We start from the raw sequence: 26,579 nt of genomic DNA, 5'->3' as shown, positions 1-26,579 counted from the left end.
TTGAGACCCACACTTATTATAACAAAGGAGTTTTATTATGAAAATGCTAGAAGCCATTGTGATCCACCGGCCTAGCCGGTGGTTTATTAAAGATAGCCCTACAATAAAATAAGTACTGTTAAGCCATTGCTTCGCAGTACTTATTACTAATCCAAAAACTTAATTTGTCTATCATTATTTATATAAATGACAAGCTACTTTATGTCCTTCTGTTATTTCTTTAAATTCTGGAGCATCTGTCTTACAAATCTCCATACACTCAGGGCAACGAGTACAGAACTTGCAACCCTTAGGTGGATTTGCTGGAGATGGTAAGTCTCCCTGAAGGATAACTCGTTTCATCTTAACCGTTGGATCTGGCATAGGAACTGCACTAAATAATGCTTTCGTGTATGGATGTAGTGGATTACTAAAGATGTCCTCTTTCGCTCCGTATTCTACCATATTTCCTAGATACATAACTCCTACTGTATCAGAAATATGTTCCACAACAGATAAATCATGTGATATAAATAAGTAAGTATATTCATATTTATCTTGAAGGTCTTTTAACAAGTTGATAATCTGCGCCTGAATAGAAACATCAAGAGCAGACACAGGTTCATCACACACAATAAACCTTGGACGAAGGGCAATCGCTCGTGCAATACAAATCCTTTGTCTTTGACCACCAGAGAATTCATGAGGATAGCGTTCATAATAATGAGGTTGCAAACCACAATCCTTCATTACTCTTAATACATACTCCTTTAATGCACTTTTGGGTACTATATTATGAGCACTTACTGCTTCTCCGATAATAGAACCTACGGTAAGTCTTGGACTTAAGGAAGAATAAGGATCCTGAAATATGATTTGGATTTGTGGTCTTAAATTTCTTAGTTGTCTTTTTGATAACTTTGCTAAATCTTGGCCATTAAATATAACTTTTCCATCTGTTAAATCATGCAAGCGCAAAATTGTTCTACCAATCGTAGTTTTGCCACAACCGGATTCGCCAACCAGCCCCATTGTTGTTCCCTGTGGAATTTCAAAAGATACGTCATCCACTGCTTTTAAATATTGTGTAGGACGACCGAATAAATCTGTACCGATGGTAAAATATTTTTTAAGATGTTGAACTGATAAACAAACCTCACTCATCCTTTACCACCTCCGTGCTCTTATTTTCTTGTGCCGGCGTATCTTTATATAAATAGCAGGACACGAGATGTGTATCACTAAATTTGGTAACTTTTGGATATGGTCCCTCACACGCAGTATGACTACGATCGCAACGATCTTTAAAATAGCATGTCTGCGGCATATTAATCGGATTTGGTACCTGTCCTGGTATACTATATAAGCGATCTACTTTTTTATTAACAATTGGTTTACTCTTCATAAGTCCTATTGTATATGGATGCTTTGGTGTAAGGAAAATTTCCTTTGCAGTACCCATCTCAATAATTCTTCCAGCATACATAACGACAACAAAATCTGCCATTTCTGCAACCACACCAAGATCATGCGTAATTAACATAATACTACCATTGATTTCTTCACGCACCGAACGAAGTAAATCGAGTATTTGAGCTTGAATCGTAACATCAAGAGCTGTTGTTGGTTCATCTGCAATAATTAGCTTTGGATTACAAACAAGTGCCATTGCTATCATTACACGTTGCCTCATACCACCAGATAACTCATGAGGATAATTATTATATACGCCTTCTGGACGGGCAATTCCCACCTGTGTAAGCATTTCAATAGATTTCTTTTTCGCTTCTTCCTTGGTTGCTTTTGGATTATGGAGTAATGTAACTTCATCTAGTTGATAACCAACCGTAAACACAGGGTTTAAACTTGTCATTGGTTCTTGGAAAATCATTGCAATATCTTTTCCACGTATTTGTCTCATCATGTCAATTGGCATCTTCGCTATATCATAGCACTTATCTCCTGCATTATAACGAATAGATCCACTAACAATTTGACCTTGAGGTGCTTGTACTAACTGCATCAGTGATAAACTTGTTACACTTTTTCCACACCCTGACTCACCTACAACACCAACTGTACTATTTTTTGGAATATTAAAGGATACCCCATCAACAGCCTTAACAGTTCCAGCATCTGTAAAGAAATAAGTATGTAAATCATCAAATTCTATGATATTATTCGTGTCCTTCATTGAGGTTACATACATACCTTCATCGACATTCTTTTGATGCTTTTTTGCTTCCAATTCTTTTGTTGTTTTACGATTATATTTAGAAATTGCTCTTTCTTCCTGACGGGTTATATAATGCCCGTTATCTTTCTTTGCTTTCGCCATAGCATTATCCCCCTATCTCTTCATCTTTGGATCGATTGCATCACGTAATCCATCACCTACAAAGTTAAATGCTAATACAGCAAGTACAATTAAGACACCAGGAGCTATCCAAAGGTTCGGATAATACTGTAAGATACTTTGTCCCTTCGATGGATCCGCTAGAGAAATCATAGTACCCCAGGCTGACTTTGGTATCTGTACCCCAAGACCTAAGAAGGATAATGTTGATTCATATAAGATGATGCTACCAAGACCTAATGTCATCTGTACAATTAATTGAGGCATAACATTTGGTATTAAGTGTCTAAAAATTTTAGCTTTTGCAGAAATACCAGTGGCTTCTGCTGCGACCATATACTCCTGTTCACGTAAAGATAATATTTGTCCTCTTACCATACGTGCTGTTCCTGCCCATCCAATCAAAGTAAGAAAACCCATCAGGTAGTAAATCCTCATACCTACAGGTATGATATCCACTGGAATCGCTTGTAAGACAGAAGAAAGCACAAGTAAGACCGGCATGGTAGGAATACAGTTTAAGATATCAACCAAACGCATGATAAGCATATCTATCTTTCCACCAAAATATCCTGAAATTCCACCAAATACAATACCTATAATTGTTTCTAAAAATATTACTAAAAAGCTGATTGTCAGTGAAATTCTGCCACCATACATTAAGCGAACAAACACATCCATACCATTACTATCTGTTCCTAGCCAATGCTCTTTTGATGGTGCAGATTTATAGTAATCAATTCCTGTAGAAACATCATAATATTGATATTTTTCTCCATCTGCTCCAACAAATGTTTCAGAGGAAGACACTTTTACTTCCGTAGGAATAGGAAATACCTGAGTTTCTCCATATGGAACGAATAAAGGACCTACATAGCTAAATAAAAACAGAAATATAATGATAAACAAACCTACCATTGATAAACGACTTCTAAAAAAACGTTTTACTACCAAACGTGTTGGAGATAGCGCACGTACACTATCGCTCAAGCTCTCATGTTCTAACTCAGTAGCCTGAACATTTGTATTATTTTCATCACTCATCTTCAGACCTCCTTATTGTAGTTTCACACGAGGGTCCACTATTGCGTATGAAATATCCGCAAGAATGGTACCTAAAACAGTCAATACAGCTAAAAACATCATATATCCCATTACAAATGGAATATCTCCCTGTAACATAGCCTTATATGATGTGGAGCCGATACCAGGGATAGCAAAAACTGTTTCTGTGATCATTGCTCCTCCAAATAACCCTGGGATACTACCACCAAGCATAGTAACAATAGGAATTAGTGTATTACGGAATGCATGTTTATAAATAACCACCTTCTCAGACAACCCTTTTGCCCTTGCAGTGCGGATATAGTCGGAATTCAATACTTCTAACATATTGGTTCTTGTATAACGCATCAAACTACCAATCGATAAAATTACAAGGGTTACCATTGGAAGTATTAGATGATGGATATTGTCAAGAACTCGTCTAAAACCTGTTAAAATCTGTGTTGCATCAGAAAGACCTTGTAATGGGAACCACCCCAGTTGAATTGAAAATACACGCATCAATAAAGCCGCTAAGAAAAATGTTGGTAAGGAGATACCCATCATAGCAAGTATTGTAACTGCATAGTCAACAACTCCATACTGTTTCGTTGCAGCTATGATACCAAGGGGTATCGATATTAGAATATTTAATATCATACCAACTAAGGATATACCAAACGATATCCACATATATTTACTGATTACATCTTTAACCGGACGTCCATATACAAAGGACACACCAAAATCACCACGAACAGCTTTGGATAGCCATTGTCCGTAGCTTTTTATTATTCCACCAAAGGAATTATCTCCAATACCATATAACTCTTTCATTCTTTGTACATCTTCTTTAGTTAACTGACCTTGCGCTACTTGAGCAGAAGTATGTTGGTCAATATAATCTGCTGGCATCATACGAACAATAAAATAAATAAGAATTGATACCCCAAATAGAATAAATACGGATATTGCAAGTCTTTTTAATAAATATTTGAACATGTTTTTACCCCACACTGTAGAAAAAGGGGGACGAAAGCCTTATGCCCCCCTTTTCATCATTTTCAATAGATCTAGTACGTTAAAGAGTACTTCTCCATTAGAACTCTTTTATTTTTTCCACTTATTACTTGTCAAGTAAGCTAACATTCCAAATTTCAAATATCGGACTTCTGTAAGGAGTCGTTTTATCTGTTGGTGTTAAACTACTTGAATCAACTACAGTCTTGTCGAAAACAAACATATTCTTTCTCTGGTAAGTTGGAAGTTCAACGGCCATTTCCATAGCCTTATCAAGAGCTTCTGTATAGATTGGTTTTCTTTCATCTACATTAAGAGTAGAACGGCCTTGCTCGATTAATTCATTTAAACGAACAAGAATAGCTTTTTCTTCCTCAGTACCATTCTCAAATTTATAGTACAATCCTGAAGACTTTGGAGAGCCTGCTTGATTCTTTGCTGGATCAGAATAATATGTTTGGAACATATCTGGATCGATTGTTGCTTGCCATGCAGCTGCCCAAACAGAGATAACACTTTCCTCTAACTTACTTAAAAGATTTTGATCAATATCAATAATTATTTCTACGCCAATTTTTGCGAGGACTTCCTGTGCTTTTAAGAATACCTGACCAGCTGGGTGATCTTCTGCATTCGCTGGAAGAGTAAATTTAAAGGATGGTTTCTTTCCTTCTGGAGTAAGTAATGTTCCATCAGCAGCTTCAGTATATCCAGCTTTTAGGAAATAGTCTTTCGATACAGCACCGGACTCATCAAATGGGTACATAGCTGTAGATCCTTCTGGATAAGCCCATGATACCTGACTCATTGGTCTATGAATTACTGCAGCTAAACCACCTGGATAAGAGCCTAATGTTAAAGCAGTATCCATAGCAGACATAAGAGCACGTCTTACGTTAATATCAGGAATCAACTGTGCATTGATACCAATGTAACCATATCCTAAATTATCAACTAACACATAGTCCAGATGAGAATAGGATGCATCTGATGTGATCTGATTGATAACAGTACCACTTGCTTGAGGTTCTGAGTAATGTGTCTCTCCTGTCAGTACGGAATCTAATTCTGATCCAGAGTTAATTGTTTTAAATCTTAAATATTTAGCCTTTGGAGCCCCCAACATAAAATTATCATTTGCTGTTAAGTAACAGATACCATTATTAAAGAATCCATCTGCTTTAGGACTTTCCGAATTATTTACATCTGTAATCTTATATGGTCCTGCACCCATAGGTAGGCCATTTAAATCCTTAATTTCTAACATGAACTCACTGCTAGAAAAGTCAACACCAAAAGAATCAACACCATTGGCTGCATCATGTCTTGCCTGACCTGTATAGTAGTGCATTGGAGCAACTGGGAATGTAAAATTCCAAATAGCCTTAGGGTCAACTCCATTTAATACTACAGTAACTGTCTCACGCTCAACACCGTCTGAACATACTTCTTTCCCCTTGGTAATACCACTGATGCTTTTAACAGTACCTTTATTTGACTCAAGATATGCTGATTTTTCTTCTGCTGCATAGAATTTCTTAACATCATCTACCGTTGTGTAGCCAAATGCGGCATCAAACTCAACAGGTGTTATTGCTTCTTTGATGCACTTCATTGAAGCATCAATGTAGTCTTGTTCTGTGTATGAACTCATTTTATCTACAGTTAATCCTGTAGATTCATCGATCACATATGCACCATCTTTATAACTAATCAACTCTTTCCCGATACTCATACCAGAGTAAAATAGGATAATAGTCTGTGGTGCAGAAGTTAAGAAATCTTCAGGTGCTTCTAAACCAAAATCTCCTGGTACATATTGATTACTGATTAATGCGTTATTATCTGCTATAACACTTTCTTCAACAAGTTCCCATAATTTATCTAATATAGCTGCCTCACCATTACCAGCAATCGCATCTTCTACTTTTTTATCTGCTATGCTAGCAAACTCTGCAAGTTTGGCATCCGCTGTACTTTCATCAAGTATCTGAGTCTGATAAGCTTTTAATCCTTCAATATTCATAGAATATAAAGTAGAAGAGCCATCATACTTAGGATCTAATAATAAATACAGATTAAATAATACATCATCTGCATCTAATTCATGCCCATCACTAAATGTAATTCCATTCTTAATCCAGAATTTATAAGTTGACTTAGATTGATCATCATTCGTTGTCATCTCAAAATCCCATGCAGCTGTTGGTTGATCTACTCCAGCAACTGGCTCTGCTAATTCATTATTAGTAATTAGAGTAACTTGAGTTTTCTCTAATACCTTTTCGTCATTTGCACTTGTGTAGAAGAATGGGGAGAATTTTCCATCAAGTGTTAAAGTACTAATAACAAATGGTGAACTCTCATTAGCAGTAGAACGTGCTGTTGAAGCATCTCTTCTATCTGCTGGTACGTCAGGCTTCACTGTTTGATCTTGCCCATTGTTTTCGCCTGCAGCTTCAGTTGGTGCTGCAGTTGGCGTAATATCCTTATTTACATCTTTATCTTTCTTACTACATGCTGCTAAAGAAAGAATCATAGACATGCAAAGAAGTAACGCAACTAATTTCTTTGTCTTTTTCATAATTTTCCTCCGTTTTAATTATTATAATTATAGCCTTACGACTTAATTACCCTAAGATATTACTACTCCTTGTTCTTATGTTCACCGCAACAAGAATTTTAAGAGCTTTGTGAAAACCAATTATTCCTTATTTTTGTTCTATCAGATTCAAATTACCAGAAGTTGTTATCTTTTTCATATCGATATTCTCAAACACACAATTGTTTATCTTGGTGGAATAATCACCAGCTACTGAACTTGATGCAACGATATCAATACTACACAATCCATCCGACGAAATCGTTATTCCATCAAAGGTACAATTCTCGATGGTTGTTTTCTTAGTACGACCAGCTAGTCCTCCAACACAAACTTTAACATTTGAAGATTTATCAATTACAATATTGATATCCTTCAAGGTTAAGTCATTAATCTTAGCACCTTCTAATTTAGAAAATAATCCAAAGGATACTTCTTCCGCTTTTTTAGCTGCGATACCAGATACACGATTCTTCACAGTTAAATTTAAATTTTTAATGGAATATCCGTTTCCATCCAGTACACCATTAAAATTATCGATTGGTGTCCATTTTTCTTTCGATAAATCAATATCATTAGCTAAAATATAATGTCCTTCCGGTTTATCTGCTATTGCTTTTAACTGACCTACTGTTTTAACACGAGTCATTTCACCTTCGATAAACTTACAATAAATATTGATCTGAGCTTTACCGCCATTCGAGTAATCAATATCGTCCTCTTCAATCACTTGATCGAATTCGAATTTTACAGTGCACTCTGGATCCTTATAATAATCTATTAAAGTGAATCCTGCCTTCTTTGGCTCCGTAGATGTTGGGCGCTTTAATTCACTTCCTACACTAATTGACCATTTTAACAGGGTATCTCCCTCAGGATTTGTCGCATCTAAGAAGTTAATAGAGGGATTATCAGCCCATCTGGCATATAATGTTAAATTTTGATCCGTAGTGTTTTCATTAGATATTCGGTCAGCAGAAAAATCCCACAAATCCTCTTCATTGAAATGATAGACAGTTCCATCACTAGATTCTTCTGTTGTATACTTGGTATACCATCCGACTAAGGTCTTATCACCATTCTTAGGCTGTACGAGCATACCAGCTGTTCCGCTTGGTTCAAACAAAAGCGAATCCTCTGCATAATATACAACACGTTTATTTTCTTGATTGATATGACCACCCATTGTATCGTATGTAACCTCATATTCATACCCCTGCTCTGCAGGATGTGTAAATAGAGAACTCGTTCCTACGCTACAGCCACCAAGTAGTAATGTTGAGGTGGCCATTACCAATACCATAAATCCTTTTTTCAACTTGTACATAGTATCCTCCCAAGATTAACCAATATCTCCGAATAAAAAAAGAGAAACCACCCCCATGCCAAAAATAGGAATGCTTCTTCGCAGATTTGTTATGTAAATTTTGCTAATTCATACAGATTATAGCAACAATGGACAAAAAAGTCAATAATATGTCGCTAATGAGTTTCATTTCTTTGTTAATCATTCCTATCTATTTAATTATAATTATGCAAAAAATGAGAATTATTATTAATTTAGTTTCTATAAAGTGATTATCTACCTATAATTTCACCTTTATTTTTATTAATTTTTCTAAAGAGTTCTTATACCTTTTCAGTATCTGTAGTTCTTTTGTTATAGGATTAGGTAAAGTAATTATTTATAAAATTTAGGAGCTATTGATTGATTATATTTCTAGTGATATGTAGGATTCATTTTTGTTGATTGATAGTCGGTCGATTAATAAACTAGTTTTAGAATGGTTAAAAGAATGATATCGAATGGTAGAAATTCTTTGAAGTCTTTATGAATTTTTACTTTATGTCTTGAGAATAGTTAATTAACGGTTAGAGTATTGATTCTGCTCCATTAGAGTTAAGGATAGAATACTTCGTGTACTTGTAAAATTTCAGCAAAATTTTGAGCTGCATTGGAAAACCTTCCTTCTTTTTTTCTTATTTTCCTTTATGAACAAGCTTATTAAACATCTTAATTTTTAATGACATAATCTTTTCTACAAAAAATAGCATTTTTCATTATTAATCTTTATTCGCTGTAAACTATGGTTCGATAGTTCTCGTCTATAGCTTACCATATATTTACATATTTGTGAACACTTAACTATAAATTTAATTATTTCTATCATAGCTATTGGTTATCTTAGCTTAGCTTAGTATCTCTATTTTTATCTACAGAATAAAGGATAAACTATCCTCTAGCGATAGCAAACATTTCGAACATAACATTCTAAGGCAGCCAAAGTCTCAGCTAACAGTCCCCAAAACTTTTATTTTTTTGCCATTTATCTACAAATATATAACTCACCAACTCGCTTTTTCCTCATATAATACTGTATAGCATAAATATGGAGGCTACTCATGGAATCTCATATTACTACTAAGGAATTTCTCCATGTAGATCGTTTAAGCTACTCGTATCATACCTTAGCTGGAGAGACTACTGCATTGAAGGAGGTCAGTTTTCATGTATCAGAGGGGCAGTTTCTAGCAATTGTAGGACCTAGTGGGTGTGGTAAGTCAACTCTACTATCATTAATTGCTGGATTAATTAAACCCGATACAGGAAGTATCTATATTAATGGTAAGGACACAAAAAATTCAGGCTTAAATATTGGTTACATGTTGCAAAAAGACCATCTTCTGGATTGGAGAAGCACATTGCGAAATGTTGCGCTTGGTCTGGAGATTCAACATAAATACTCAGACCAAAGCATGGTTATCATTAATCATTTATTAGAGACTTATGGACTAATCTCATTTATTGATTCTAAGCCTATGGAATTATCTGGTGGAATGCGGCAACGTGCAGCATTAATCCGTACACTACTTTTGCAACCAGATATTCTGCTTTTAGACGAACCATTTTCAGCGCTAGATTATCAGACTCGTCTTGAGGTTTCAGACGATATTTGTAAGATTATCCGCAAAGAAAATAAAACTGCGGTATTAATTACCCATGATATAGCGGAGGCAATCAGTACAGCAGATAAGGTGATTGTACTTTCTAATCGACCAGCTTCTGTAAAAAAAGAAATCGAAATCAACTTGACCTCGAAAGATGATTCTCCACTACAAAAGCGTTTAGCTCCTGAATTCAGTACCTATTTCAATTTAATCTGGAAGGAGTTGACATCTGTATGACGCATCGTATTAAGAAAGAGGATTTCTTATCTGCTTCTGCAATCCACCAAGCGTATCTAAAACGATATCAAAAGAGAGTAACAAAAATTCGTATCGCACAATGGATTATATTTTTATCTTTTTTAATTTTGTGGGAGCTTTCAACAAGGGCTGGGTGGCTAAATTCATTTATATTCAGTAGCCCTTCCAGAGTTGTTAAGTGTTTCACGGATATGGCGAAAGATGGTACAGTATTTTACCATATCGGAATTACACTGATGGAAACTTTTATAAGTTTTGGTTTAGTTATAGGCATAGGACTTCTAGTTGCAGTCTTGTTGTGGTGGAATGAAAGTGTTGCTAAGGTGTTAGAACCTTATCTTGTGGTACTTAATAGCCTTCCAAAGTCAGCTCTCGCGCCTGTTTTTATTGTTTGGCTTGGGAATAATATGAAGACTATTATTGTGGCGGCGGTGACGGTCGCAGTCTTCGGAACAATTATAACACTATATACCAATTTCAACTCCACGGAGCAAGATAAATACAAACTCATCTATACACTGGGTGGTACTAAAAAAGATGTTTTATTTAAAGTAGTACTTCCAGGTAACCTACCTTCTATTATTAGCTGTATGAAGGTCAATATCGGCCTTTCTTTAGTTGGTGTTATCATAGGTGAATTTCTTGCTGCTAAGGCTGGTTTAGGATATCTCATTGTATACGGTTCTCAGGTTTTCAAACTGGATTGGGTTATTATGAGCATAGTTATTTTATGTATCGTCGCAACAGCTCTATATGGAATTCTTTCCTATGTTGAACGGAAAGTAAGAAGACGTCAATAAGATACTGATACCTTTAAGCCACAAGTTAATGGAAGATTCAGCCTTGAACTGTATTAATTTTATTTATTTATTAATGCTTCATCCCTAAAATCGCAATATAAATATGATTTAAACTCAATAGGATAAGCAATGGAAAATATATTACATCTTTTCCATCGCTTATCCTTATCTAAACTTCTTTTCTACCCACATGCTATTCTATATATAATCAAACTTTATAAATACCTAAGTTTAAAATATTATAATATCACTGTCAGACTTGCTACCTACTCAAACACCTTAGAGAAAAACCAAGTCCAGTAAAATCCGGATCCAGATATTTACATGAACTTTTTATGAATATTTAAATGATGTTTAACACTAATTTGCAATTCGAGGTCATACAAAGCGACTCACTATTTGTACGTATAATACAAAATCTATAGTTCACCGCGCAATGGCAAAAAAAACGACTGTGAAATAAAATCACAATCGTACATAATTGCTATTGCCCTTGCAACTACAAGCAACAATATCCCTTCTGTTCGTTTTATTGACACCTATTACGAGAATAAGGCTTTCTATCTCGTAACATGTGCTATATTAGAATTAACCTTTCCAATGGTTTTATATTTAAAGATGGCACTGGATATCAGATTGATTTTATAAATAACTCAGCGAATGAATTTCCCTTCCAATCTGATATCGTAGAGATTATAGATTAACCAACCATCTTTTCCTTACTTAAAATAAATCGATTTACCGCTTTTGCTACGCCATCCTCATTATTGGTTACAGTTATATAGTCAGCTACTTCCTTTGCTTCTTTGCATGCATTCCCCATAGCCACTCCAAGACCAGCATATTGTAGCATTGTTATATCATTAAGCCCATCTCCGCATGCCATTAATTCTTCTCTGCTTAACTGTAGGCGGTTTAATAATAATTCAAGGGATGCGGATTTTTCAACTCCTAAAGGCATAATTTCAAGGAAGAACGGCTCAGAGAAATAGATGCTTAGTTCATCCCCATATTTTTCTTTTAAATAATCTCTCACAGGAAGGAGTTTTTCATGTTCTCCGACCACAAGACATTTTGGTACTGGATAAGTAACATGACTAACGATATCTTCTATTTTACGTACCTTTACCTTGTTTATAAAACATTCCCTTAAAACATAGGGATCAGTGTCGTCTTCTGTTATAATGTCCTCTCCATCATAAGTAAGCATAGCCACATCAAATTTTCTTGCCACCTCATAGATCGATGCTATCCTTTCGGGATTAAGTACTTTTTGATATACTTCTCCCCCTGTATGACAATCAATAATTTGACCACCGTTGTAAGCAAGAATATACCCGCTATATTTCGAAAGTTCCAGTTCTTTTGCCAATGGTTTAATCCCCACCAAAGGTCTTCCAGAAGCAAGTACCACTGTCACTCCGTCTTCCATCGCTCTTTGTAAGGTTTCTTTTGTATGTGAAGAAATCTTTTTCTCACTATTTGTTAATGTCCCGTCCAAATCGAGTGCTAAAATTTTTATGTCCATATTAATCTTAAAGTAACCTTTCTATCCTATTTAACTCAAAGACAAACTATATCTATCTAAGAGTTCTTATCCTTAACACGAAGTCCATTCAGCAAACATACCTTACAGAATATACGTACGTAAAGTATAAGAGAACCTCTAAGCTACATAAAACGCTTTCATCTTATCTTATTTTCTCTTTTCTGTCAATTTATTCTTAGTTCACTTTTTACATTATATATTCTTAGTCCACTTTTACATATGGATTTTAATTCACTTTTTACTTTTTATTCTTAGTTCACTTTTTACATATGAATCTAAAATTACTATTTTACACTTGTTTTTCGATGTTTAATGATTCAAATATGAATCTTAAAATACTGGAAATCAAATATTCCATTTCCTTGAGCTAATTTTCCCGCTGACATGATTTGCTCAAAGCCGTTGTCTATTTCCTCAAGTAATGTAACCGGTATTTGTAAGGAGTGATGAGCAGGCAGTAGCCTCTGGACCGGTAATTGTTTTACCTTTTTAATAGATTTCATAAACAATACAGGGTCTGTGGTTGGATAAAAAGCGTACAAACACCCCTCATAAACCAAATCACCCGTATATAAATACTGACGTTCTTCCTCATAAAGACAAATATGGCCGGGAGAATGACCAGGTGTATGTACTACTCTTATACTTCTATTACCGATATCAATCTTAGAATCATCTACTAATATAACACTTGGTTTTCCATGATATATGTTATAATCCTCCGCTCTAAAATCAGCAGGGAACTCACAAGGATATTTAAGTAAATTTGACACAACAACTGATCGCGGAACAGGAAACTGTGCTAACCATTCAACTTCCGCTTCATGCACATAGATAAAATCAAAGTACTTATGTCCACCAATATGATCCCAATGGATATGAGTTGTTACGACTTCAATCGGTAAATCAGTTATTAGTTCAGCAACTTTCTTTATGTTTGCAACACCTAGTCCCGTATCTATTAAGAGAGCTTTTTTACTACCTAATAACAAGTAACAATGCGTTTGTTCCCAATGTTTCTCTTCACTGATTACAAACGTATTTTCATCTATCTGTTCTGTCTGAAACCAAGAATCCATGTTTCTCTCCCTCCTATGGTATTGTTTCGTTTCACTATACTATACTTTCCTTTTATCTTATCTGATCTAGTAACGTATTTCAATCCTTCCCTGATGTATATAAAAAGCACACTAATAGATTTCTTTCTTAACCGAATGACAAGAACCTCGTTCCTAAGAATCGAGGTTCTTGTCATTCGGTTAAGATTACCTATTTACTTTAATAAGGCAAAGATTTCTATGAACTGCTAGTTTATATTCCTTATTAACGAGGTTCTATCTAATGTATCGTTTGTAAGATGAAACTTTAATATTATGTATGAAATACCGAAACAGAATCCTTAAGTTCTTCTGCATACCCTGTTAATTTGCCTGCCATATCATTTAGGTTTGAAACTACAAGGAACTGATGGCTTGCATTATTACTTAATGCAGAGGAGGCCGCTGCTGTTTGTTCGGAAACTGCAGTGATATCGCGGATGGAATCCAAGGTTGTTAATCTCATTTCTTCCATCGCATGAAGGTTCATTAAGATGGAGCTTAGTTCATTACCAAGAATCCCCACCTGCTCATCCATTACGCTAAATGCTCCTTCTGTTTCCATAACGATACCCTCCTGTTCTTTTACAAAGATTTCTGCCTGATTTGCAACTTCTGCAGTCAGCTTCGTTTCTTTTATCATATCAAGGATAATCCTATCTATTTTCTTTGCAGAACTTAAGGTTTGCTCCGCCAACTTTCGTATCTCCTCCGCTACAACACGGAACCCTCTGCCGGCTTCACCAGCGCGCGCAACTTCAATCGAAGCGTTAAAGGAGAGTAGATTGGTTTGTTCCGAAATTTCATTTATAACATTAACAATTTCACTAATCGATTTTGACTTCATTTCAAGAGCTTGAACTTTCTTAATAAATTCCTCAGTAATTTGTGTTGTTGCCTGTGTTTTTTTATGTATTAGTGACAGATGTTCTGTTCCTTGCTTCACAGAAGTATTCGTTTTATGTGCAATATCATTGATGGTAGCTGCATTCTTATGAACAAGCGCAATTTTAGCAGATAAATCGTCCATCTGCTTTGTACTTTTTATAGAGTCACTTGCTTGGGAGGCAATCCCCGTTTCAATTTCCATCGTTGCTGTCTTAATCCCTTGGGAGGACACAACAAAATTACTGGATGCTTCGGACACCTTACTCGCAACACTTGTCATTTCACTCGCAGTGTCCTTTATTTTAAGTATTAACTTATTCGTATGATTTATCATTTGCGTTAGCTTGTGACACAATATCCCTAACTCATCCTTCCGCTTTGATGGAAATGTTACCGTCATATCCCCATTGGTTGCTTTTTCTATTTGGATAAGTACCTGCTTAATCGTGCTTCCCATACGATTGGTAATCCATAATCCCGTAAATCCCGCAATTAAACTTGCAGCAATTACGATTACAACCGTAAGTAATTTAATATCATTTGCCTGTTTCATCACATTTTTCATAGGTACCATAGAGCATAATGAGGTATTGGTGGTTCCTATATCGTCATAGATAAACAGATAGGACTCTCCTTGATAGGAAACCTCTTTCACAGTGAAGCCTTCTGCTGTCATAGCTGCTTCCTCATAAAAGTTCTGGGATTGAAAAGAAAAACCAGTTTCTCCACCGGTAGTAACTTCAGAACCATCTTGTAATATCAGAGAAAGAATACTGTCCTCTCCCATATCAAGCTTATTCAAAATATTAAGAACTGCATCCTTTTTTAAATCAATCATAATATATGCTTTTGCTTCTGGAAACTTGCGCACCATTCGAACTGCATAATCCTTCTCATTCGTCCCTAATATCTCATCGAGCTTAGGACTCTGACCAAACCAAAAATACTTCGTAGGCGTTGCTTTGGCAAGCTGTCCTTGTTCTGTCTCACTAAATAACGTATAAAGATCTGTTTGCGTTGGTTTTGCTGTTGTTATACTATTCCCACGATCCGTTAGGATATGTATATTTCCTATAAAGGCAGCATGAAGTAAGGTCTTATTAAACTCCTCCCGGTTCTTAAAAATAATCGCTTGTTTTTGCACTTCTAAACTGTCATAAACCCCGTTCGCATAAGCTATCAGATTTGGCTCTGCTACCAAGGAATTGTAATCTCCCCTGGTACTATCAAAGATGAAGGATAAATAGTCACTTGTCATCGTAAGTGATTGTCCGACTGAGGTTTTATAGTTACTAATAAATCCTGACGCAGCTCTTCGATAAGAAATAAATCCTAAGATAACAATAAAACACACGGGAAGCAGTACGCATAAAATGAGTTTTGTGCGAATGCTTCGAAACCCCAATCCCTGACTTTTTTTCTTTCGTACATCATTACCACTTCTTTTCTTCCCCATATGACATACCTCCTATGTTTTTGTTCGAAATTATCGTTTTATAATTCGTAAATTTTCGAAAACATAGTTATATTTTAGCATATACTTATAAATATTTCCATGCATTTTTTACTATTTTATAATTTATGTCTAATAAACACTTATAAAAATCAAAACCTACATTATTTCAATAAATATATTTCGAAAACAAAACTATTTTAGTAAATGTACTAAATTCCGTTCTAATTATGATAGGTACCCTAAGCAAAGCTTTCATCCCGCTATTTCTTACTTTGCATTCACTAGTAGTAAGAGTCACTTTGTCAAGGCGTAGATACTATACCTTGCTAAATCCCCAGGGTGAGTGCACATTCCCTATAGTATTTTAGTCTTAAGGAATATGCTAAGTAATATACTATAAACAAGAAAAAGCACGCTTCGTATACTTTTCCTTGTCATGAATAAAAAAAGTGCTAGTAAAAAGGCCATCCTTCTCACTAACACTTTCAATCTTATCTAGATTTTCCTATTTATTGTTTTTGCAATTAATAAGTAAAATTCTAACGCTCCTCACGGAAGTAATTCACACCACAGGAAGCTGGTTGAGCATTCTTTTTCGAATTTCTAACTGACGCCATAATTAAAACTATGGTTGTAATAATGTATGGAAGCATATCGTAGATTGCCCCTGGAATTCCAATAGAACTAGGAACATAGTACTTTAACTGACGAAGAGCACCAAAGATAAAGGAACCAAAGATTGCTTTTTTCGGATTCCAAGAAGCAAATATAACAAGGGCTACCGATATCCAACCAAGACCATTGACACAGTCACTAATCCATACTCCTTTATTGATAATCATAATGGTGAAGGCACCACCAATACCACAAATTCCACCACCAAGACATACATTAATGTACTTCCACTTCGTTACCTTAATACCTGCGGCATCTGCAGCGGCAGGGTTCTCACCTATCGCTCTTACATTAAGCCCACGCTTGGTACGGTTAAAATAAAAAGCTAGAAGAATCGCAGTAATAATACCAAGGTAAACAAATGGATTATAAGAAAATAGCAAAGGTCCAATCACAGGAATATCACTAAGACCAGGTATATTAATTGCTCTCATCTGATCAGTTATTTTTTCTGGAAGTTTTAAGGATTCCACTTCTAAGGTTTTTCTAGCGAAATGACCACAAAAGTTTGCTAGGCCTACGCCAAAAATCGTTAAGGTCAAACCAGTAACATTCTGATTTGCCATAAAGGTAATCGTTAAGATACCATAGATAAGGGCAGCCAATGCTCCTGCAGCAAATGCCACAAGAATCGCAATCAAAAAGCTATCTGTCGTATACCCCGCCATAAAACCAGCAAAAGCTCCGATTGCCATCATACCTTCCACACCTAAATTTAAATGCCCAACCTTCTCTGTAACAATTTCACCCAAGGTACCAAAAAGGATTGGAGTACCAGAGGTTATGGAGGCTGCTATAAAAGCAATAATCATACCAAAATCCATTATGCCTTACCTCCTTTTTTTCTAACTGCAAATTTATAACGAATAAAGAACTCACAACCAATAACAAAGAAAAGAATAATTCCTTGAAGAACATCAGCACAAGCCTCTGAAACTCCAAACGTAGATTCTACAACGCTACTTCCCTTTTCCATGATACTAAATAGTGCGGCAATTACAAAAATAGACATAGGTTTTAAGTTAGCAAGCCAAGCTACAATAATCGCAGTAAAACCAACACCTCTTGTAATACCTTCTGTCATAGTACCAGCATTACCACTGACCTCAATCATACCGACCAAACCACAGATTGCACCACTTAAAAACATCGTACGTAAGATAATGCGTTTCACATTCATCCCCGCATAACTTGCAGTAGCTTTACTTTCACCCACTACATCAATCTCATAGCATTGCTTTGTAAACTTCGTATAAATGAATACAACGATCAGCACAATAATTGCGATAATCCAGCCTGCATGGATACCAAATACTTTATCTAACCTTGCCTCAGCTGGGAATAAAGCAAATTTTTTATAACCTGGAGAAGTAGGATCCGCCCATGGTCCTTCTCTTAGAAATACAACAAAGTTAAGAGCGATATAATTTAGCATTAAAGTAAACAAGGTCTCATTTGTATTATACTTAGCCTTAAAATATGCCGGTAATAATCCTGTCAAACCGCCACCAATCATACCAGCAATCATCATGACTGTAATTAACAACCAATGTGGCATATCTCCATGGAATATTGCAAAATATGATGCAAAAACTGCACCCATGATAATCTGACCTTCTGCACCAATATTCCAGAATTTCATACGAAACGCTAACGTAAGACCAAGAGAAGTAATAAGTAGAGGTATCATTAATTTTACTGTCCCTTGAAATGCTAACTTTGAACGAAATGCACCTTTCACCATGGTTGTATATACTGCAAATGGATTATTTCCTATACATAAGATAAAGATAGCACCTGCAATTAAGGCTAAAAGAAGAGCTGCAAGCCTTAACATAATAACTCGATTTTTAGGTAGCTCAGCTCGCTTTATTGTTCGGATTAACGGCTCATTTTTTCCTGTTTTTGTAGCAATATTACTCAACCTTCGTTACCCCCTTTGTACTACCGCCAGTCATCAAGATACCAAGTTCTTCTTTGGTTGCCTTCTTTGCGTTGACAATTCCTGTAATCTTACCGTGACAAAGAACCATAATATTATCACAAAGCTCTAATAAAACATCTAGGTCTTCACCAACATAAATGACTGCTACATTCTTTTTCTTCTGTTCATTCAGTAAATTATAAATCATATAGGAAGAGTTAATATCAAGTCCGCGGACTGGATATGCAGTGATTAATACATTCGGAGAAGATTCTATTTCACGCCCTAATAATACTTTCTGAACATTACCACCAGACATCAAACGCACAGGTGTTTCAATTCCTGGTGTCACAATCGATAACTTCTTTATTAACTCACTAGCTAACTTTTTCGCAGGTTTTCTTCTGATAAAAGGTCCCTTTCCCTTTTTATAGCTCTTAAGAAGCATGTTATCTGTCATACCCATAGATGCTACCAAGCCCATTCCAAGACGATCTTCTGGTACAAAACTCATACTAATACCAAGACTAATAATCTCAAGCGGAGTTTTACCCACGATGTTTTCTTTGTTATATAAAATTGCGCCTTGCTTTACCTTTAATAAACCAGCGATACCTTCGCAAAGCTCCTTCTGTCCGCTACCAGCAACACCAGCAATACCTAAAATTTCACCAGTACGAATTTCAAAGCTTACATCTTCAATACCTCTTGTCCCATCAGAGGAATCAATTGTTAAGTCCACACATTTTAATATTGCTTCCTTTTTCTCCACTTCTGGACGATCAATTTCAAGACTAACTGCTCTACCAACCATAAGCTCAGTGAGGGAATTCACATCACATTCTGCTGTTACCACTGTTTCTATACTTTGTCCTTTTCTTAAGATAGTAACACGATCACTAATCTCTAGAACTTCATTTAATTTATGTGTGATAATAATTACAGCATTTCCTTGCTCTTTCATCTTTCTAAGAATCGCAAAAAGTTTCTCTGTCTCTTGCGGTGTAAGTACTGCAGTTGGCTCGTCTAGGATCAGGATACGAGCACCTCTATATAAAACCTTTAAGATTTCTACGGTCTGCTTTTCGCTAACTGACATATCATAGACTTTCTTATCGGAATCAACTTCTAAGCCAAACTTATTACAGATTGCATCGATTTTCTCCTTCATTACTTTTGGAGACTCTAATTTTTCTTTTGTTCCTAACACAATGTTTTGGGCAGCAGTAAACACTTCTACTAACTTAAAATGTTGATGTATCATACCGATGCCAAAACTAGTAGCATCCGTTGGAGAATTAATCAACGCTTCTTCTCCTTTTACAAAGATAGAACCTTCATCTGGATGATATATACCAGAAAGCATATTCATTAATGTTGTTTTACCGGAACCATTCTCTCCTAAGAGTGCTAAGATTTCACCTTGTTTTACGTTTAAGTCGATGTGATCATTTGCCACAACACTTCCGAAGGTTTTGGTAATCCCTTTGCATTCAATTGCATAAACAGGTTCTTTCCCCTTCTCCATAAGATTTCCTCCAAATCCTTTTCTTCTACAATTTATTTGAAATTATGACACTCCCAATCATACTATTTATACCAGCTAAAGTCAATTTATCCTTTATCTAGAAAGTCAAAGCGGATAATTGCAATCCGCTTCGCTACTTTCTCCTAACCTCATCGCTATTATCAAGCTTGTCAGGTGGGGATTTTCCCTCACCTGACAAAGCAAGTCCACCAACCCCCTCTTAATGCTCCGCATTGGAAGAGGGGGATTTACTTGATTCGGTTAAATACCCAGTTTACTTTTCAAGGTATCACTATATAAATAAATCAACTTCCAAAACACAATATGGGTGTTGCAAACATTTTATTTTCAATTTGCAACACCCAAAAAAATATATTTCCCTCAATTTAAATCATTTTGAACATCTAGTCCTCTACTACATTCTTAAAGTACCAGTTAATACCACCAGTAATTGTAGCATCATCTAAAGATTTTCCTTCTTCACCGATAGTCTGACCATCGTTAGTTTCGATAACTCCAGTAAATACATCCCATTCACCAGACTTAAATTTAGCTTCTACTTCTGCAATTTTCTCTGTTGTTCCTGGTGCACAAAGATCAGATAATGGAGCGATATTAATTAAGCCTTCTGCCATACCACCAAAATAGTTGCTTCCATCCCAAGTTCCTTCGATAACAGACTTAACAGCGGATGTGTAATATGCTGACCAATCCCAAAGAGCGGAAGTAAGAACTGCCTTAGGGGCATCCTTAGACATATCGGAGTTGTAACCAACGCCAAATACACCTGCTGCTTCTGCCGCTGTCATAGGATTTGGAGTATCACAGTGCTGTCCAATTACATCACAGCCAAGAGCGATTAAAGCTTCTGCAGCTGCTGCCTCACCTTCAGGAGAGAACCAGCTGTTTGTTGTCTTTACATAAACTTTAGCTTCTGGATTGACAGAGTAAACACCCATAGCAAATGCATCAAGACCACCAGTAACCTCAGAGTTATCTTTACCCCAAGCTGCTACATAGCCAATCTTGTTTGAAGTTGTCTTTAAACCAGCTGCTATACCTGTTAAGTATCTTGCTTGATAAATTCTACCAAAATAGTTATTAAAGTTAGATCCATTTGATTTATATCCTGTACCATGAGAAAAGATTACATCCGGATGCTCAGCTGCCATAGCTTCAACAGTATCCATGTATCCCCAGCTAGTAGCAAAAATTAAATTAGCACCTTCTTCGATACACTCTTCAATTGCGTTACGAATGGCTACAGCATCCTGATCATTAACATTATTCTTTCTAATAATCTGATCATCATTTAAACCAATATTCTTCTGCATACCCTGAATACCAACATCATGAGTATATGTATAACCAGAACCCTCAGCTGGGTTAGTGATGTGGATTACACCAATCTTGATGTCTTCCTTTGCAATTGGAGCATATAGGCCCTTCTTTGCTTCATCCCCAGAATTCTCACCTGTTACTGGAGCTTTTGTTGGTTCTACTGCACCACTGTTTGCATCCTTTGTTCCGCAACCTGCAAATAAGGTTGCTGCTAGAGCTACTGTCATTAGTAAGCTGAGCGCTTTCTTTTTCATAATACGTTTCCTCCCGTTAGTTAGTAAGCTGGTTTTTACCAATCACTTACTCTGTAAAAACTTTGGATAATTACCATCCGTTTCTTATATTCCCTCCTTTAAAAACAGGAACCAGGAATAACAAAAAGCAGATATGCAATTGACATCTGCCTTTGACTTACTCGGATATTGTGAATTATAGTTGATTTTAGCGCCTTTTTCAATATTCCTAGTTATTATAATTAATAATGCTTTCTATGAATTCTACTTATAAGTAATATAAATCAACTCCATATCTGACTCTAAATTGCAATTACATCCTATTCTTCACAGCACTCAAAAAAGCTCAGAAGTAATACTGGTTCTATAATAAATGTTGGGGCATGTGAATTAAACTATTCACATCTCCAACATTTTTCTTTATAATAAAAAAACCTCCCAGTGCCAGTCGACAAACAAACCACTAGGAGGCTGCAATAATGCATAGTTATTGTATCAATAAATTATTAAATTTAAAAGAGGTAAAAGTAAAAAATATAGTACATGCTGATACTTTTGCGAAAATTTTCATACAAACACTCCCCAGAGAACAAAAATGTCCTTGCTGTGGCAATGCAACCAAACGAATCCACGATTACAGAACCCAAACAATTAAGGATTTACCTTTTCAAGAGAAGAACTGTTATCTGGTACTTAAAAAACGTCGCTACCGTTGTTCTTGTGGTAAACGTTTTTTTGAGAAATACGACTTTCTAGCTCGTTATCAGCAACGCTCCGTTAGGCTTACTCATTCTATAGCGGAACAACTTCGTGACTCTGTATCATTAAAGTATGTAGCCAAAAGAACGAATGTCTCTACAAATACCGTATCAAGAATACTGGATACTATCAATTACTCTTGTCCTTCTCTCAAAGATACAGTTGCTATTGATGAGTTTAAAGGGAATGCTGACACTGGTAAATATCAATGTATCCTGGTAAATCCCAAGCAACATACAGTTATGGATATACTACCAGATCGGACTCAATCTCATTTATCAGAATACTTCCGAGGGATTGATCGTAGTCAGCGTAATCGCGTAAAGTTTTTTATTTGCGATATGTGGCAGCCTTATGTAGACATAGCACATGCTTACTTTCCAAATGCTCAAGTTATTATTGATAAATACCACTTTATTCGACAAGTTACATGGGCAATCGAAAACGTTCGTAAAAGACTACAAAAGACTATGCCCGTTTCATTGCGAAAATACTATAAACGAAGTCATAAGCTTATATTAACACGCTATGATAAGTTGAAAGACAAGAATAAAGATGCATGTGATTTGATGCTACATTACAATGATGATCTTAGAAAAGCCCATATGCTTAAAGAATGGTTTTATCGTATTTGCCAAAATCCCAAGTATGCTATTCAAAGAACTGAATTTTATGAATGGATTAAAAATGCTGAATGTTGTGGTATGAAAGAGTTCGAGAAGTGTGCTACAACATACCGACACTGGTCAAAATACATACTAAATGCTTTTAAGTATGGACTAACAAACGGTATTACAGAGGGATTCAATAATAAAATTAAAGTAATAAAACGTATCTCTTACGGAATTCGAAACTTTAAACGTTTAAGAACACGCATTTTACACTCTTGTAACTAAATAAAATCAGACTGGCACGAAGGTTTATTTGTCATGCCCAAAAACAGCTATATTAGAAACCCAACATAAAAATAGCTCTATATCCAGCAATGGAGCATGATTCAAAGAATCATACCCCAACACTTGACATAGAGCCGTAATACTTCTGAGCTCTAATTAATAGCGAAAGAGGGATTTGAACCCACGACACTACGGGTATGAACCGTATGCTCTAGCCAACTGAGCTATTTCGCCTTATTTAATTTTTTCCGTAAAAATGGGACCTATAGGGCTCGAACCTATGACCCTCTGCTTGTAAGGCAGATGCTCTCCCAGCTGAGCTAAGATCCCATATCACTGTCTCGCTTCTTGCGAGCACATTTATTATTATATTTAGGAAGACGACTTTTGTCAAGCAGATTTTACAAACTTTTTTATTCCTTATTCTTCCTTCATCCTAACTTATTCTTTTAACATTTCTTTCGACATCAATATCACGAATATTCCTTGCTCAAAGACACCTTCCTCTTCTATAAGATACCGAACTCCTCCTAGATAAAGCTGATATTGAAACAGATAAGTACGTTCAAATTGACGACTGATATAACGATAATGCTCCTCGAAATCAAATCCTATCCTATTCGATAGTTCCTTTAACCTCATATTTTTACGAGGAAGAGACTTCTGATTTTCAAATAAGCAGGAAAAATTTTGGTTGGAGCGAACCTTTCCTGCTAACAAATCCACAACTAATTTTTCTTGACTCTTATCGTGAAGGGCTATTAATTCTTGATATAAAATCGAAGCAGCTTGCTTCTTTTTCTTTTTCTTCCACTGATGAACAACAAAACAAAAAATTATACAGATAAAAACAAGCCCCATTATAACAGAAGCAGTCCATAAAATTACACTTTCTCTTGCACCCTGATTTGGTTCTTGATATCTAACTTCTACTGTTGATATCTGTTCTTCTCTTAGGATATCCTCATAAAATGGAAGAAACTTATCCATAAATTTAGATAATGCTTCCTGTTTATTTGATATTAATATATACTCTTGTACAGGAAACTCTAGACTAGAAACTAGATACAATTCTTTCTCCTCTTGTAGATAGCTCTCATAGGTACTTTTTTTTATCAACATCCCTTCTATCTCGCCTTGTGATACCGCTTGAAATAAATCAGCTCCCGTATTAAAAAGTATGGTGTGTTCCTCTAGTATGGTATCTTTTATGTAACTACGATAGTACTCCTCAGTTCCCCAATAAGCATATGGTATTTCTTTTTCTGTCATACCTTTCTTTGTTGTGACTAAAACTAAGCTTTCTTCCCTGTTGACTAGCATCGCAGTTGCACGCTCGTATCCTAGTGGATACCCAAATACTATGGAAAGATTATCTTCCTTTAGTTCTGCGATAGCATTTACTGACTCTTCTTGTTCCACTTTTTGCAGAGGTAAGTTTATTTCATCGATAAGCAGGGATACCATCTTTTGATAGTACCCCTGTTTCTTATCTGCCATAATCTTTGTCTCATCTTCTCCAACAATAATATAACGTAACTGTTGCTTCGAATCTATTAGCTCCGATATAATATCTTGATTGTTTTGTATAAACTTATTAAGACATGAGCTTTCTTCAATTTTTTCTTCTTGACTTGGTTGGTCATACTTCATTGGCCAACTTCCTCCGTTTATATAAAAGTTTACTTTCTTTATGCTTTTTAAATAGCATCTCATGTCTATGATACTATACTAGACAAATATCGGCAACTATTCTTAAAATACTAATCGTACAAACTTCTTCTTACCAATCTTTAATACATTTTCTTGTTCTGTTAAGATACAGTCAATGTCCAATACCTTTTCCCTGTTTAACTGCACTCCGCCTTGTTTTATTAATCTACGGAATTCGCTTGCAGAAGAAACAAGCCCTTCGTTTACTAAGGCACTGGCAACCGAAATTAAGCTATCCTGTTCCTTACTAAGTTTAATTTCAGGCATATCCTCAGGGATCTCACCTTCTTTAAATACTTGATCAAAGTATTCCTCCCCAGCTTTTGCCCCTTCTTCTCCATGGTAGAGCTTTGTAATGATTCTAGCTAAGATTAGCTTAATATCTCTTGGGTTTCTACCCTGCTCCATCTCATTTCGTAGTTTTTCAATCTCATCTGGGTGTTCATCTGTCACAAGCTCAAAGTAACGGAAGATTAACTGATCTGGAACCTCCATTACTTTCTTAAACATAACCTGTGGAGATTCACTTACTCCAATATAGTTACCAAGACTCTTACTCATCTTTTCAACTCCATCAAGACCTTCAAGAATTGGCATAAACATAGCGATCTGCTGAGACATTCCAACTGATTTTTGTAAGGTTCTGCCCATTAGTATATTAAAGGTCTGATCCGTTCCACCTAATTCGATATCCGCTTTTATATGAACCGAATCGTAGCCTTGCATTAAAGGGTAGAAAAACTCATGAACGCCGATTGGTTCCTGATTTTTGTAGCGGTTCTGAAAATCATCACGCTCTAATAGTCTTGCTACTGTAGTTGTAGATGCTAAAGCAATTACTTGTTCAAAATTTAGTTTTGATAACCATTCACTGTTGAAACGTACCTCTGTTTTTTCTCTGTCTAATACCTTAAATATCTGCTCCATGTAAGTCGCAGCATTCTCTTTTACCTGCTCATCGGTAAGAGGTTTTCTTGTCTTCGATTTTCCTGTAGGATCACCGATACGTCCAGTAAAATCTCCGATAATAATAATCGCCTTATGTCCTAAGTCTTGCATCTGTTTAATTTTACGAAGAACTACCGTATGTCCTAGATGAATATCAGGTGCCGATGGGTCAAGTCCAAGCTTGATTGTGAGAGGTTTATTTTGTTCTACTGATAGCTTAAGTTTTTCTCTTAATTCCTCCTCACGCATCATATCCAATACGCCTTTTTTAATAATTTTCATCTGTTCATCCACACAAATCATGTCATATCTCTCCTTTTCTTCATTAATCCTATCAAGTTTTTATCGCTATGAAGATCAAAGATCGTGTATTCTTCACGTCATGAGCATTCTTAGGGAAGCGTTTTCTATGGTTAAGAAAGTCTATTTCTTCTCTTAACGAGATTGCATGCTAAGCACACAAAAAAACCGCCCTCTGAATGAAATTCAGAGGGCGGGATAATATCACGCGTTACCACCTCAATTTTATTAACTGTTCGCACAGCTAACCTCTTCGAGTACTCA

18 protein-coding genes, 2 tRNA genes and 1 other annotated feature (1 of these 21 cut by a window edge) are annotated in these 26,579 nt (G+C 35.9%); of the genes, 3 read left to right on the top strand and 17 right to left on the bottom strand.

Features of this window, described 5'->3' with window-relative positions; genetic code table 11:
- Nucleotides 1-174: 174 nt before the first annotated feature.
- The 6 genes from CC92_RS0120005 to CC92_RS0119980 all read right to left on the bottom strand — a co-directional run bounded on the left by CC92_RS0120005 (nucleotide 175) and on the right by CC92_RS0119980 (nucleotide 8,328).
- Nucleotides 175-1,143, bottom strand: a complete 969-nt coding sequence (locus tag CC92_RS0120005; RefSeq protein WP_029501748.1) for an ABC transporter ATP-binding protein — start codon at nucleotides 1,141-1,143, stop codon at nucleotides 175-177.
- Entirely contained in the window at nucleotides 1,136-2,317 is a 1,182-nt protein-coding gene (locus CC92_RS0120000; protein ID WP_029501749.1) for an ABC transporter ATP-binding protein, read from the bottom strand. The genes CC92_RS0120005 and CC92_RS0120000 overlap by 8 nt, the downstream gene beginning before the upstream one ends.
- Nucleotides 2,318-2,329: 12 nt before the next feature.
- Nucleotides 2,330-3,379, bottom strand: coding sequence for an ABC transporter permease (locus CC92_RS0119995; RefSeq protein ID WP_029501750.1), 1,050 nt, complete (start codon nucleotides 3,377-3,379; stop codon nucleotides 2,330-2,332).
- Nucleotides 3,380-3,391: 12 nt separating this feature from the next.
- Nucleotides 3,392-4,381, bottom strand: coding sequence for an ABC transporter permease (locus tag CC92_RS0119990; RefSeq protein WP_029501751.1), 990 nt, complete (start codon nucleotides 4,379-4,381; stop codon nucleotides 3,392-3,394).
- Nucleotides 4,382-4,505: 124 nt separating this feature from the next.
- Nucleotides 4,506-6,983, bottom strand: a complete 2,478-nt coding sequence (locus CC92_RS0119985) for an ABC transporter substrate-binding protein (protein ID WP_029501752.1) — start codon at nucleotides 6,981-6,983, stop codon at nucleotides 4,506-4,508.
- Between the two features lie 127 nt (nucleotides 6,984-7,110).
- Nucleotides 7,111-8,328: an InlB B-repeat-containing protein gene (locus CC92_RS0119980; protein WP_029501753.1), complete on the bottom strand. Its 1,218-nt coding sequence runs from the start codon at nucleotides 8,326-8,328 to the stop codon at nucleotides 7,111-7,113.
- 1,076 nt (nucleotides 8,329-9,404) lie between these two features.
- Between CC92_RS0119980 and CC92_RS0119975 the strand changes: the two genes are divergently transcribed.
- Nucleotides 9,405-10,187, top strand: coding sequence for an ABC transporter ATP-binding protein (locus CC92_RS0119975; RefSeq protein WP_029501754.1), 783 nt, complete (start codon nucleotides 9,405-9,407; stop codon nucleotides 10,185-10,187).
- Nucleotides 10,184-11,008, top strand: coding sequence for an ABC transporter permease (locus CC92_RS0119970; RefSeq protein WP_029501755.1), 825 nt, complete (start codon nucleotides 10,184-10,186; stop codon nucleotides 11,006-11,008). The genes CC92_RS0119975 and CC92_RS0119970 overlap by 4 nt, the downstream gene beginning before the upstream one ends.
- Before the next feature lie 700 nt (nucleotides 11,009-11,708).
- On the opposite strand, the gene CC92_RS0119965 is transcribed toward CC92_RS0119970, so the two are convergent.
- The 7 genes from CC92_RS0119965 to CC92_RS0119935 form a co-directional block, all read right to left on the bottom strand.
- Nucleotides 11,709-12,536 (bottom strand): Cof-type HAD-IIB family hydrolase, encoded by an 828-nt coding sequence (locus tag CC92_RS0119965; RefSeq protein WP_029501756.1) that lies wholly within the window; start codon nucleotides 12,534-12,536, stop codon nucleotides 11,709-11,711.
- 338 nt (nucleotides 12,537-12,874) lie between these two features.
- Nucleotides 12,875-13,636, bottom strand: coding sequence for an MBL fold metallo-hydrolase (locus tag CC92_RS0119960; protein ID WP_029501757.1), 762 nt, complete (start codon nucleotides 13,634-13,636; stop codon nucleotides 12,875-12,877).
- Nucleotides 13,637-13,928: 292 nt separating this feature from the next.
- Nucleotides 13,929-15,998: a methyl-accepting chemotaxis protein gene (locus CC92_RS0119955; RefSeq protein WP_029501758.1), complete on the bottom strand. Its 2,070-nt coding sequence runs from the start codon at nucleotides 15,996-15,998 to the stop codon at nucleotides 13,929-13,931.
- A gap of 539 nt (nucleotides 15,999-16,537) precedes the next feature.
- On the bottom strand, nucleotides 16,538-17,497 hold the full coding sequence (locus CC92_RS0119950; RefSeq protein WP_029501759.1) for an ABC transporter permease: 960 nt from the start codon (nucleotides 17,495-17,497) through the stop codon (nucleotides 16,538-16,540).
- Nucleotides 17,497-18,588, bottom strand: a complete 1,092-nt coding sequence (locus CC92_RS0119945) for an ABC transporter permease (RefSeq protein ID WP_029501760.1) — start codon at nucleotides 18,586-18,588, stop codon at nucleotides 17,497-17,499. Before CC92_RS0119945 ends, CC92_RS0119950 begins: the two co-directional genes overlap by 1 nt.
- 1 nt (nucleotide 18,589) lies before the next feature.
- Complete coding sequence (locus tag CC92_RS0119940; protein WP_029501761.1) at nucleotides 18,590-20,125, bottom strand: ABC transporter ATP-binding protein; 1,536 nt, start codon at nucleotides 20,123-20,125, stop codon at nucleotides 18,590-18,592.
- Nucleotides 20,126-20,529: 404 nt separating this feature from the next.
- Complete coding sequence (locus CC92_RS0119935) at nucleotides 20,530-21,720, bottom strand: BMP family ABC transporter substrate-binding protein (RefSeq protein ID WP_029501762.1); 1,191 nt, start codon at nucleotides 21,718-21,720, stop codon at nucleotides 20,530-20,532.
- A 458-nt stretch (nucleotides 21,721-22,178) separates the two neighbouring features.
- Between CC92_RS0119935 and CC92_RS0119930 the strand changes: the two genes are divergently transcribed.
- Nucleotides 22,179-23,354 (top strand): ISL3 family transposase, encoded by a 1,176-nt coding sequence (locus CC92_RS0119930; protein ID WP_029501763.1) that lies wholly within the window; start codon nucleotides 22,179-22,181, stop codon nucleotides 23,352-23,354.
- Nucleotides 23,355-23,514: 160 nt separating this feature from the next.
- Here CC92_RS0119930 and CC92_RS0119925 read toward each other — a convergent pair.
- From CC92_RS0119925 to tyrS, 4 genes are all read right to left on the bottom strand, one after another.
- Nucleotides 23,515-23,588 (bottom strand) — tRNA-Met (locus tag CC92_RS0119925).
- Nucleotides 23,589-23,611: 23 nt separating this feature from the next.
- Nucleotides 23,612-23,684: transfer RNA gene (locus CC92_RS0119920), tRNA-Val, on the bottom strand.
- Nucleotides 23,685-23,795: 111 nt separating this feature from the next.
- Entirely contained in the window at nucleotides 23,796-25,007 is a 1,212-nt protein-coding gene (locus tag CC92_RS0119915) for a hypothetical protein (RefSeq protein ID WP_029501764.1), read from the bottom strand.
- 102 nt (nucleotides 25,008-25,109) lie between these two features.
- Complete coding sequence (gene tyrS / locus CC92_RS0119910) at nucleotides 25,110-26,318, bottom strand: tyrosine--tRNA ligase (protein WP_029501765.1); 1,209 nt, start codon at nucleotides 26,316-26,318, stop codon at nucleotides 25,110-25,112.
- Nucleotides 26,319-26,501: 183 nt separating this feature from the next.
- Nucleotides 26,502-26,579: a binding site (T-box leader), on the bottom strand (it continues 190 nt past the right edge of the window).

This window comes from Lachnoclostridium phytofermentans (assembly GCF_000733755.1).
Lineage (GTDB): Bacteria > Bacillota > Clostridia > Lachnospirales > Lachnospiraceae > Lachnoclostridium > Lachnoclostridium phytofermentans_A.
The sequence above is the reverse complement of the archived record's forward strand: the minus strand, read 5'-3'. Positions and strand labels throughout refer to the sequence as shown.

Bases quoted from the DNA above. Each gene is read 5' to 3' on its own strand.
- CC92_RS0119915 (WP_029501764.1), bottom strand. From the start codon at position 25,007: ATGAAGTATGACCAACCAAGTCAAGAAGAAAAAATTGAAGAAAGCTCA.
- CC92_RS0119940 (WP_029501761.1), bottom strand. From the start codon at position 20,125: ATGGAGAAGGGGAAAGAACCTGTTTATGCAATTGAATGCAAAGGGATT.
- CC92_RS0119935 (WP_029501762.1), bottom strand. From the start codon at position 21,720: ATGAAAAAGAAAGCGCTCAGCTTACTAATGACAGTAGCTCTAGCAGCA.
- CC92_RS0119985 (WP_029501752.1), bottom strand. From the start codon at position 6,983: ATGAAAAAGACAAAGAAATTAGTTGCGTTACTTCTTTGCATGTCTATG.
- CC92_RS0119975 (WP_029501754.1), top strand. From the start codon at position 9,405: ATGGAATCTCATATTACTACTAAGGAATTTCTCCATGTAGATCGTTTA.
- CC92_RS0120005 (WP_029501748.1), bottom strand. From the start codon at position 1,143: ATGAGTGAGGTTTGTTTATCAGTTCAACATCTTAAAAAATATTTTACC.
- CC92_RS0120000 (WP_029501749.1), bottom strand. From the start codon at position 2,317: ATGGCGAAAGCAAAGAAAGATAACGGGCATTATATAACCCGTCAGGAA.
- CC92_RS0119950 (WP_029501759.1), bottom strand. From the start codon at position 17,497: ATGGATTTTGGTATGATTATTGCTTTTATAGCAGCCTCCATAACCTCT.
- CC92_RS0119930 (WP_029501763.1), top strand. From the start codon at position 22,179: ATGCATAGTTATTGTATCAATAAATTATTAAATTTAAAAGAGGTAAAA.
- CC92_RS0119980 (WP_029501753.1), bottom strand. From the start codon at position 8,328: ATGTACAAGTTGAAAAAAGGATTTATGGTATTGGTAATGGCCACCTCA.
- tyrS (WP_029501765.1), bottom strand. From the start codon at position 26,318: ATGATTTGTGTGGATGAACAGATGAAAATTATTAAAAAAGGCGTATTG.
- CC92_RS0119955 (WP_029501758.1), bottom strand. From the start codon at position 15,998: ATGGGGAAGAAAAGAAGTGGTAATGATGTACGAAAGAAAAAAAGTCAG.
- CC92_RS0119960 (WP_029501757.1), bottom strand. From the start codon at position 13,636: ATGGATTCTTGGTTTCAGACAGAACAGATAGATGAAAATACGTTTGTA.
- CC92_RS0119970 (WP_029501755.1), top strand. From the start codon at position 10,184: ATGACGCATCGTATTAAGAAAGAGGATTTCTTATCTGCTTCTGCAATC.
- CC92_RS0119990 (WP_029501751.1), bottom strand. From the start codon at position 4,381: ATGTTCAAATATTTATTAAAAAGACTTGCAATATCCGTATTTATTCTA.
- CC92_RS0119965 (WP_029501756.1), bottom strand. From the start codon at position 12,536: ATGGACATAAAAATTTTAGCACTCGATTTGGACGGGACATTAACAAAT.
- CC92_RS0119995 (WP_029501750.1), bottom strand. From the start codon at position 3,379: ATGAGTGATGAAAATAATACAAATGTTCAGGCTACTGAGTTAGAACAT.